The organism is Psychrobacter sp. AOP7-B1-25 (genome assembly GCF_052376195.1).
Lineage (GTDB): Bacteria > Pseudomonadota > Gammaproteobacteria > Pseudomonadales > Moraxellaceae > Psychrobacter.
On sequence record NZ_JBQSVK010000005.1, the window covers coordinates 179,052 to 189,245 of the forward strand.

The following is a 10,194-nucleotide window of genomic DNA, read 5'->3' on the forward strand; positions in this document are numbered from 1 at the left end:
GAGTACTCTAAACAAAGACGAAGATAGGGTAGGCGCTGTGCTTAATCATAAATAGTGCCATCGGTCATAGCGCTTATTTATGATTGATGCAATGGACTACTGATGAAACGAGTTGTTAAGGAACTGCGCTTGCTCTTCTTTGATAGCAGCAAGTTTGGCTTCTTCTCGTTCTATGTCAGCACGCAATTTTAACAGCTGCTGTTTGAGATCATTGACTCCAGTAACCTCGGCAGGGTTAGGTGTGCTATTGCCGGCCACATCATTGGCCCAATCACTGACGTCATCAAAGGCACGCTTAGCACTATGACGCCAGCTACCTTTGAGCTGAGAAATAAGAAGATGTAACTGGCTAGCCATTGGTTTACCAATGAATGGTTCAAGCTGTCCAGCTACATCAGGATCAAATCCTGCAATCAGTTGTTTGAGCTGCATTAGCACTTTGTAATCACCAGCGATTGGCAGGTTACCTTCAGCGCCGCGCATCAGATTGAGCAGTTGAGCGGCATTATCTACGCTGATAGTACAATCTGGACGACTGTGACCAAAACGTGCGCGATCCATACTGGCTTTTTCGCGCTCGTTCATCTGGCCACTTGGTTCAAATACGCTCTCCGTCGTGACCGGCTCAAAGCGTAAACGCTCCTGAGTGAACAAGATGTCTAAATGAATCTCAGGCAGTCCCATATTGAGACGTAACACCTTACCTGCAAGCGGCACTAAACCTGCTTTGGTAATCTCATCACTAGCAATGGCAATATTAATTAGCTTTTCGGCACCAGCTAATAGAAGGATAGTCAGCATAAGGCTCCCGCATTGTTGAATGAGCGCCTTCGCATTAGCTGCATCGGCGCATAGTGGGTTCGTGTTAGGTTCAATACAGTCTTACTAGTCGTACTTCATCGCTATGCTTTAAAGCCACGATGAACAGCCACAATGCCAGCCGTCAAGTTATGATAATCACAGTTTTCAAACCCAGCTTGTTGCATCATCTGTTTGAGAGTCTGTTGATCAGGGTGCATACGAATCGATTCGGCCAAATACTGGTAACTTTCAGAGTCGTTTGCAATCAACTTGCCCATCACTGGCAAAGCGGTAAATGAATACAAATCATAGGCTTTAGATAGTGGCTCAAATACTGGCTTTGAGAACTCCAAAATTAAGAGACGACCACCTGGCTTCAGGACACGATACATAGACTTTAGCGCAGCATCTTTGTCTGTGACATTACGCAAACCAAAGCTAATGGTTATTAAATCAAAGCTTTCGTCATCAAATGGGGCTAAAGTCTCAGCGTTTGCCAATACAAAATCAACATTATTACAGCCAGCATTAATTAAGCGTTCACGGCCCACTTCTAGCATCGCAGCATTGATATCAGACAGTACCACATGGCCATTTCTACCAACTTCACGACTAAATACTTTAGCTAAGTCCCCTGTGCCGCCAGCGATATCAAGCACATGCTGACCAGCGCGGACCCCTGATAAACTAATCGCATAGCGTTTCCATAGACGATGAATACCAAATGACATTAGGTCATTCATGATGTCGTATTTTTTGGCAACAGAGGTAAATACGTCAGCCACACGTGCTTGTTTTTCCGCTTTGTTGACGGTCTTATAGCCAAAATGCGTTTGCTCATTACCATCTGTCTCAGACGTATGCGGGTTATTGATGTCATCACGCTGATTGAATAGCGTTTGTTTTATTGTTTGTTCTGACGTGGTGGTGCGAGTCGTATTGTCGTTGTTTGGCATAATGGTTTGTTGGCCTTGAGGCGTTCCAGTTGGTAGGTCTTGAACTTTAGTAAAGTCGCTATTGTCATCATTAACAGGGCTGTTACTCTTGCTCGGTATGACATTGGCGGTCTGATTGTGTAGTATCTGCGCGCTGACCTGCTGATTATGAGCAATACTGTCTTTGACCAGTTTGTCTTGTAGATGACCATTGGTCGTTGTGGCTTGATTAGAATGAGCGCTGCTATCTTTCAAATTATCAGTCATCATGTTGTCCTGGGATTTATTTTTATGATTGTCTTTATCGGAATAAATCGTTAAATAGTAAGCGTTAACTGGCTATTTAGCATATTGAGCTTATGATACACCAAACGCTATCGGCTTACTGCCATTATCCGTATGAACCTGATCGATAATGGATAGTTCACGCTTACAGAATGGCTCGATAAAATTGCTGACGCTGGTCAGAGGTTTCATGGCCTTAAATCCTGTATCAATAAAATCATAAAGCGGCTGGTAGCCATGACGATAGGCTGTACTTTTTGCTAGTGCAAAGGCTTTTTTGAGCATAAACGAGTTTAGGTGTTTGTCTGTGCGATAACAGACGTCTTTTAAATTAGCAATCTGCACTCGTCGCTCGTTCTCTTCATCGACAGTACGATAGGCGGCCAGCATATTATCTTCGTTCACTGGTAAACCCTGAGCGAGTAACCACTGGGCTAAATGCAGATCCAGCTCAATAGCAAAAATCGCCGCTTGGATACCCATACTACCAGCTTCTAGAGCTGACTCTTTGGCAAGACGTTCTAGCTTTTTCGCTTTTGGCAGGATACGTGCCAACTGTTCTGCTAATAGTTTGAACTCTTCGCCACCATATAGCTGAGTAAGGAAGTAATCTGCCATCAACTGGTTTTTGGGTTGCTCAAATAGCTCGCGGTGCGTCTGCTTGAGACGTATTTGTTGCCATGATTGTACTTCTTTGAGCTTAGTATTTAATTCATCATCTTGGTGATGAGGCATCGCCCAAAAACGTGTCAAATGCTGTTGTAAATCAGCTAAAGCGGTCATGGCAGTGAATCCTGTAGAAGTAAATAATGTTATCAAATTTGGGTATGGTGGTTCAGCGTTATGAGGTTTTCAACAACGGTTTATCCTATACCCAAAATTGTGTTCACCTTAAAAGAAAATAATTGAGAATACAAATACCAATCTGTTACACAGCAATATTATTTACTCGATTAGCGCAGTGCTATGATTAAATGAGCAATGAGATATAAGTATTGAAAGCTATCGCATAAGTCATTCAACGTAAAGCAGCCTAACAACAATAATAGCGAGTGTAATCATGTCTAAAAAAAATGATACTACTGAACCAAAAGCACCACAAGCGGTAAGTACACAATTTAGTGAGCAAGTTGTAGAGCAGCGTCTAAAGCCCAATCCTTTGAGTCAATTTTCATTGGATGAGGATTCGCTTAGATTGGCATTGGTGACGGCTCAGTATGCTTTAAAAGCCACTCGCCAGCAAACACCGTCAACCCTCAACAAACCAACAGGCCTATTAGTACTAGTTAATGGAATGGAGCAAGCGGGCAAAGGTACTGCTGTCAAACAGTTGAGACAATGGGTAGATCCAAGACTGCTTAAAGTTGAGGCAACCATTGGTCATTCGCCATTAAACTATCAACCTATTTGGCAAGCACATACGAGCGCAATGCCGCGCCATGGTGATGTTATGGTGTATTTTGGGAACTGGTATGCTGATTTATTATACAATGTCATGCGACTAGCGACATCAGATAGTGAAAATCCTGAAGCGTTGTCAAATAACGAAGATCAAACAGATAACAGCTCGCTTCCTATCGCTCAGTGGCAAGACTATCTACAGCAGCAGTTAGATATACTAAAAGCGTTTGAAAAGGATCTCATTGCCAATCAGACCAAATTACTAAAATGCTGGTTTCATGTTGATATCGAAACGTTGCACAGTCGCTTAAAAGATAGTGAAGCAGATCCGCAATTTTTGTATCAAATTGACTGGAACAGTAAGCAAATTGTCGAAAAATTTAACGAAGTAGCCGCAACGTTGCTGCGTCAGCAGGGTGACTGGGTTGTTATTGATGGTGATGATAAGGTAGAGGCTGCTGATAACTTTTGCCATATAGTGCTAAACGCTATGCAAACCGCGCTGGAGAGTAGCCATACAGATATCAAGGATAATGAAACATCAGAAAACCATCCCCAGCCTGAGACACTGGAGCTCAATTCAGCTATTGAACAAAAACAGTTTGAACCTGTACCGATACCTAAGCAGCTGACATCTATCAAAAACAAGAAGATCAGTAAGTCTGACTATCGTGAGGCCTTGGCAGAGAAGCAAGCACGGCTTGCTGATTTGCTACGTGCACGTCAAGGTCAGCATGTGGTGTTTGCCTTTGAAGGGATGGATGCTGCCGGAAAGGGCGGCGCAATCAAAAGGCTGGTTGCACCGCTAGATCCACGCGAGTATCAAATCTATAATATTGGCGCGCCTATGTTATATGAAACCCAACATCCTTACTTGTGGCGATTCTGGACGCGATTACCTGACGAGCAAACGAACCGTATTAGCCGTATTGCCATTTTTGATCGTACTTGGTATGGACGCGTGCTGGTTGAACGTATCGAAGGATTTGCGTCTACTGACGAATGGCAGCGAGCATATGATGAAATCAATCGTTTTGAGGCGGACTTGGCAGCAGCAGGAACGTTGGTTATTAAATACTGGCTAGCGATTGACAAAAAAGAGCAGCTTAAACGGTTTGAAGATCGTCAAGACACACCGCATAAGCAGTTCAAACTGACAGATGATGATTGGCGCAATCGTGATAAATGGTCAGACTATGTGCAGTCTGCAGCAGATATGCTGGCACGTACAGATACAACGACAGCTCCATGGTGTGTTATTGCGACTAATGAAAAGCGTCAGGCGCGTCTAGACGTGCTAGATCATGCTATTGAGCAGTTGTCGGCATTTATTGAAAGCAAATAGCTGTTAGAAATGCTAGAAGCGTAAGTACTCTCATAGGTTTATATAACTGTATTTTCCAAGTGTTTTCTAAATAGGACTGTTCTAAACATATTCGAGTCGTCCTGTCTTTTATAGAGTGTGGTCTTGTCCGTATACACTCGCAGTTACAAATCTTGCAATATCATCATGCATTATGTGCTTATATTCAATATAATAGTGCGCACAATAGCTTCTACTAAATAATCATTTTTATTTAGCAGATAACATGTCTTGGTTATTTAGTATAGATATCTTAATAATTATGACAAAAATTGTTACAATAGCTATTGGTAATACAAATATCACTATGAAATATATAAGCCGCAAGATGCTGTAATCAGACGATTTAGCAATATCACTTGCGGCTTTATGACACATTGAGGGATGTATTACTTATTTTCGCTCTAGTCGGTTTAAGATCTGTTAGCAGTATGTTTTATATATGCTACTTCATGAGATACCGTAATAAGCACTGTGAGTAGCAGAGCAATATTATTAACCTCATATAATTTTAATCAGCTTACGCAGGACGTACTAACGTATGGGTATTAGCAGCAGTTCTACAGAGTCAGTCAAGCCAATTGGCTCTACGAGAATAAATCTATTTTTTGCCATTTTACTGATTGCGATGACTTCCTACTTTTTATGGTGGGGTTTAGATTACACCATGCGTCAGCAAACGACGCTATTCATTGTGGCGACCGCTTTTGGTGTCTTTATGGCATTCAATATCGGTGGGAATGATGTCGCCAACTCTTTTGGTACCTCGGTAGGTGCAGGCACTTTAACTATTCCTCAGGCATTGGGCATTGCTGCAATATTTGAAGTATCCGGTGCTGTACTGGCAGGTGGCGAAGTTACTGACACGATCAGAAAAGGCATCGTTGACTTAGATGGTCTAACGGTGACACCCAACCAATTCATTTATGTCATGCTCTCCGCGTTGGTTGCAGCAGCATTTTGGTTATTGTTTGCCACCAAAAAAGGCTTACCGGTTTCGACCACGCATTCCATTATTGGTGGTGTCGTTGGTAGCTCTATCGTACTTGGTATCACATTGGGTGGTACTGATATGGCGTTATCAACAGTGAGTTGGGGAACGGTTGGAACGATTGCTATTTCTTGGGTGCTGTCACCGTTATTAGGTGGCGTGTTGTCTTATCTTTTATATGGACAAATCAAGAAAAATATCATCGAATATAATGATAAAACTGAAGCCTATATTGCGACACTAAAAGGCAATAAAAAAGTTTTAAAACAGAATCACAAAGAATTTTTAGATGGTCTGACAGAGTCTGAGCAACTGGCTTATACGTCAGCGATGTTGCGCGATCAAGAAATCTATAAAGACGATGACTGTGTCGTTGAAGATTTAGAAACGGATTACTATAAAAAGCTTTATGATATTGAGAATGAGCGCAGTAGCCTTGATACCTTAAAAGCACTTAAGCAATGGGTTCCTCTCATTGCTGCCGCAGGTGGTGCGGTGATGACGGCTCTCGTCGTATTTAAAGGTCTAAAAAATGTTAATAGTGGCCTAACCACACTGCAGGGCTTCTTGATTATGGGAATGATAGCGGCGCTAGTATGGTTAGCGACCTATATCTATACCAAAAGTATCCGCGGTAAGCATAAAGAAGATTTGACCAAAGCGACATTTATCATGTTTAGCTGGATGCAGGTCTTTACCGCGTCAGCTTTTGCCTTCAGTCATGGTTCAAACGATATCGCCAATGCGGTTGGCCCTTTTGCCGCCATTATGGATGTGATTCGTACTAATAGTATCGCCACCGAAGCTGCAGTGCCACCTGCAGTCATGTTGACCTTTGGTGTTGCACTAATCGTTGGCCTTTGGTTCATTGGTAAAGAAGTGATTCAAACGGTTGGTACCAATCTAGCAAAAATGCATCCAGCTTCAGGATTTTCAGCTGAGCTAGCTGCTGCTGCAGTTGTAATGGGCGCATCAACTATGGGGCTGCCTGTTTCAAGTACGCATACGCTAGTAGGCGCAGTACTCGGTATCGGTATTGTCAACAGAGATACTAACTGGAAACTTATGAAACCGATTGGTTTGGCGTGGGTTGTGACGTTGCCTGCAGCGGCCACCATGTCTGCTATCAGTTATATCGTATTGAGCAACGTGTTTTAATGCGCTGTTTTTACAAGTGAATGGCCATAACTGAGTTTTAATAACTAGGGCGTGTTGAACATTCAAATATTAGGGCTGCTGATCGCTAAAATTGCACCAAACTAGGCGCAAGCCGACGATAATGTCGAGACCTTAACTAGGCTTGTAACGACGTTTGGGGTGATTTTAGCATCAGCCTTTCAGGGCAGTACTCTTTTTTGCCAATACATGGCGAAATTGTGTAACCTAGAATGACTAGGCATCAAAAATTTCACTGCATATTGTCTAAAAAATAGTCATTGCCAGCACCACATTTGAATCTTCAACACGCCCTAAGCTCAGCACAATAAAAAAAGCTTATTGGTATAATGCCAATAAGCTTTTTTTTCAAACTAATAGTTCAGTTTTTAGTCAGTACCAAACTGTTGGCGCTTCTTCGCAAAAAACCTATCCAGTCTATCCATCGCATTTTCTAAATCATGCAAGTTAGGTAAGAATACCAAGCGGAAATGGTCAGGTCTATCCCAATTGAATCCTGTACCTTGGACCATCAATACGTTTTCTTCAACGAGTAAATCCATCATGAAGTCCATATCATCAGTGATAGGGTAAACCTCTGGATCCATCTTTGGAAAACAGTAAAACGCGCCTTGAGGCATGGTACAAGAAATACCTTTAATAGCATTGAGACGTGAGACTGCCATTTCACGTTGCTTATATAGGCGACCCTTTTCAGAAGTTAGGTCTTGCATACTCTGATGCCCACCCATAGCTGTTTGAATAGCGTATTGCCCTTGCACATTGGAGCAAAGACGCATGGATGCTAACATATCTAAACCTTCAATAAAGTCAGCTGCGTGCTGCTTACGGCCTGATACCATCATCCAGCCTGAGCGAAACCCTGCAATACGGTGTGACTTTGACAAGCCATTGTAAGTAAGTACTAATACATCGTCAGTTAAAGTGCTCATCGGTGTATGTACACTATCATCATAAAGAATGCGGTCGTAAATCTCATCAGCCATAATGATCAAATCATGCTCTTTAGCGACTTCGATAATTTGCTTTAATAACTCATCACTATAAAGGGAGCCTGTCGGGTTATTTGGATTAATAACCACGACGCCCTTTGTTTTGCTCGTAATTTTCGACTTGATGTCCTCAATATCAGGATGCCAGTTGTCTTCTTCATTACAGCGGTAGTGAACCGCTGTACCGCCAGCGAGGTTGGCCGCTGCCGTCCAAAGCGGGTAGTCTGGCATCGGAATTAGGACTTCATCACCATCGTTCATCAGTGCCTGCATAGTCATAACAATAAGCTCAGAGACTCCATTACCCAAATATACGTCACGCACATCAACAGCTGATAGCAAACCTTTGGATTGGTAGTATTGTAAAATGGCTTTACGCGCTGAGAAAATTCCTTGCGAGTCTGAATAGCCAGTCGCCTCAGGTAAGTTCATAGATACATCGCGCAAAATCTCATGAGGCGCTTCTAAGCCAAAGGGCGCTGGATTACCCACGTTTAGTTTTAATATGCGTTTGCCTTCTGTCTCCATTTTATTGGCAGTTTGTAGAAGAGGGCCACGAATGTCATAGCAAACGTTTTGTAATTTATCAGATTTTTTAATTGTGTTCATAGCATGACCGTTTATCGGATTGGTTATAGGGTTAAGTTTTGTATTTTGACTATTATTAATGGATATCGTAGAAGAAGGTTTGGCTGTTTCTACTTTCTGCCGCTCTCTGCACTCTGTAGAAGGTGATAGATGTTGTGTATCAATAGCCTCGTTGTTGAGGTCACCACGCAACAGATATCCTTCGCTACAGCCTAAAATACGTGCGAGCGTAGGCAGTTTGGATGAGACAATGCCATTGGTACCTCGTTCCCAGTTTGAGATAGCTCCGCGACTGACTTTTGCACCAGCGGCTGTCATAGCTTGTGCTAGCTGCTCTGCCGTAAATCCTTTGTCACGGCGCAACTGTACCAGTCGTTCCGCTTGCGTACTTTTATTATTGTCGTCAGACATTGTTGTTTGAGCCTTTATTAACCAGTAATTATTCGGTGAAAAATAAACCAACTATTAATGCAAGATATTATTGCATTAATAGTTGGTTTGCAAATGATTTTACAATCAGACTTACTATGTAGTGCAAGTATAACTTGCAATTAGTTCTGAGTTCGTCCTTATTCTCTATCAAATTTCTTATATAGACCATAAGATGTAATAGATATTCAAATTACATCTCTACCCCTTATTATCTAAAAATAATTTGCTATATTTAACCTAGTTAATCTTTTCAGCCGCGCTATTTCTCTCTTTATATAGATAGTATTTTTCTTATACGTACCTTGAATAGTGCATTGATAACCAACAGATAGAGCACGTCGTTTTCATAATCATATGGCGATAAAACAGTGATCGAGATTAGATAATAAATACTCGAATAAGGATAAATTATGCAAGATAATCAACTAAGCAAAGAAGAAATCAGCCAGTTGACTGAAGCTGACTGGAAAGAGCGTTTAAGCGCCGATGAGTATCATATTATGCGTGAGAAGGGCACTGAGCGTCCGTTCACAGGCGTCTATAATGATGCAACTGATGATGGCGTCTACCGCTGTAAAGGCTGCGGTGCAAGCTTATTTGACTCAAGTAATAAATTTGATGCGAGCTGCGGCTGGCCAAGTTTTGATCAAGGCATCGATAACAGCGCCATTGAAGAGCATGAAGATAACTCTCTAGGTATGACGCGCACAGAAGTCACCTGTAGTAACTGTGGCGCACACTTGGGTCACGTATTCCCTGATGGACCAAAAGAGACTACTGGCATGCGCTATTGCATCAACTCAGTATCTATTGATTTAGATAAGTCTGAGAAGTAGTAGGTTAAGTAATATCAGAAGTGTGGAAGGGAAGTACAGAGTGCTTCCTTTTTAATAGTTTTATTATATGTACGATAGAAAAATAAGTACTGTATAAACACCTAAAACAATAAAAACCTCAATTTAAGGATAAATGATGAGTACAATTTATGATTTTACGGCTGAGCGCATGGATGGTAGCTCACAAGACTTTTCAGACTATCAAGATAAAGTATTGTTAATCGTCAATACCGCAAGCAAATGTGGATTTACGCCGCAGTTCGAAGGCTTAGAATCGCTATATCAACAGTATAAAGATCAAGGACTGGTGGTTGTCGGTTTTCCTTGTAATCAATTTGGTAGCCAAGACCCAGGTAGCAATGATGAGATTGGCTCGTTTTGCCAGAAGAACTAT

The 10,194-nt window shown here is 41.9% G+C and carries 8 protein-coding genes and 1 pseudogene; 4 read left to right on the forward strand and 5 right to left on the reverse strand.

Going from position 1 to position 10,194, the window contains the following annotated elements:
* Window positions 1-96: 96 nt before the first annotated feature.
* The 3 genes from ACT3QR_RS06865 to ACT3QR_RS06875 all read right to left on the reverse strand — a co-directional run bounded on the left by ACT3QR_RS06865 (window position 97) and on the right by ACT3QR_RS06875 (window position 2,804).
* Complete coding sequence (locus ACT3QR_RS06865) at window positions 97-801, reverse strand: ubiquinone biosynthesis accessory factor UbiJ (RefSeq protein ID WP_444520629.1); 705 nt, start codon at window positions 799-801, stop codon at window positions 97-99.
* 101 nt (window positions 802-902) lie between these two features.
* On the reverse strand, window positions 903-2,006 hold the full coding sequence (gene ubiE / locus ACT3QR_RS06870; RefSeq protein WP_444520630.1) for a bifunctional demethylmenaquinone methyltransferase/2-methoxy-6-polyprenyl-1,4-benzoquinol methylase UbiE: 1,104 nt from the start codon (window positions 2,004-2,006) through the stop codon (window positions 903-905).
* A gap of 87 nt (window positions 2,007-2,093) precedes the next feature.
* Window positions 2,094-2,804 (reverse strand): FFLEELY motif protein, encoded by a 711-nt coding sequence (locus ACT3QR_RS06875; protein ID WP_444520631.1) that lies wholly within the window; start codon window positions 2,802-2,804, stop codon window positions 2,094-2,096.
* Window positions 2,805-3,081: 277 nt separating this feature from the next.
* Here ACT3QR_RS06875 and ACT3QR_RS06880 point away from each other — a divergent pair, with 277 nt between their 5' ends.
* Both ACT3QR_RS06880 and ACT3QR_RS06885 read left to right on the forward strand, forming a co-directional pair.
* On the forward strand, window positions 3,082-4,767 hold the full coding sequence (locus ACT3QR_RS06880; RefSeq protein ID WP_444520632.1) for an ATPase: 1,686 nt from the start codon (window positions 3,082-3,084) through the stop codon (window positions 4,765-4,767).
* Between the two features lie 559 nt (window positions 4,768-5,326).
* On the forward strand, window positions 5,327-6,934 hold the full coding sequence (locus ACT3QR_RS06885; RefSeq protein WP_444520633.1) for an inorganic phosphate transporter: 1,608 nt from the start codon (window positions 5,327-5,329) through the stop codon (window positions 6,932-6,934).
* A gap of 386 nt (window positions 6,935-7,320) precedes the next feature.
* Here the strand turns inward: ACT3QR_RS06885 and ACT3QR_RS06890 are convergent, their stop codons facing one another.
* On the reverse strand, window positions 7,321-8,553 hold the full coding sequence (locus tag ACT3QR_RS06890) for an aminotransferase class I/II-fold pyridoxal phosphate-dependent enzyme (RefSeq protein WP_444520642.1): 1,233 nt from the start codon (window positions 8,551-8,553) through the stop codon (window positions 7,321-7,323).
* A 231-nt stretch (window positions 8,554-8,784) separates the two neighbouring features.
* Window positions 8,785-8,943: pseudogene (locus ACT3QR_RS06895) on the reverse strand (aminotransferase class I/II-fold pyridoxal phosphate-dependent enzyme); the annotation flags it as partial.
* 431 nt (window positions 8,944-9,374) lie between these two features.
* Between ACT3QR_RS06895 and msrB the strand changes: the two are divergent.
* Both msrB and ACT3QR_RS06905 read left to right on the forward strand, forming a co-directional pair.
* Complete coding sequence (gene msrB, locus ACT3QR_RS06900; protein ID WP_444520634.1) at window positions 9,375-9,800, forward strand: peptide-methionine (R)-S-oxide reductase MsrB; 426 nt, start codon at window positions 9,375-9,377, stop codon at window positions 9,798-9,800.
* 136 nt (window positions 9,801-9,936) lie between these two features.
* A partial coding sequence (locus ACT3QR_RS06905; RefSeq protein ID WP_444520635.1) for a glutathione peroxidase occupies window positions 9,937-10,194 on the forward strand: 258 nt, incomplete at its 3' end.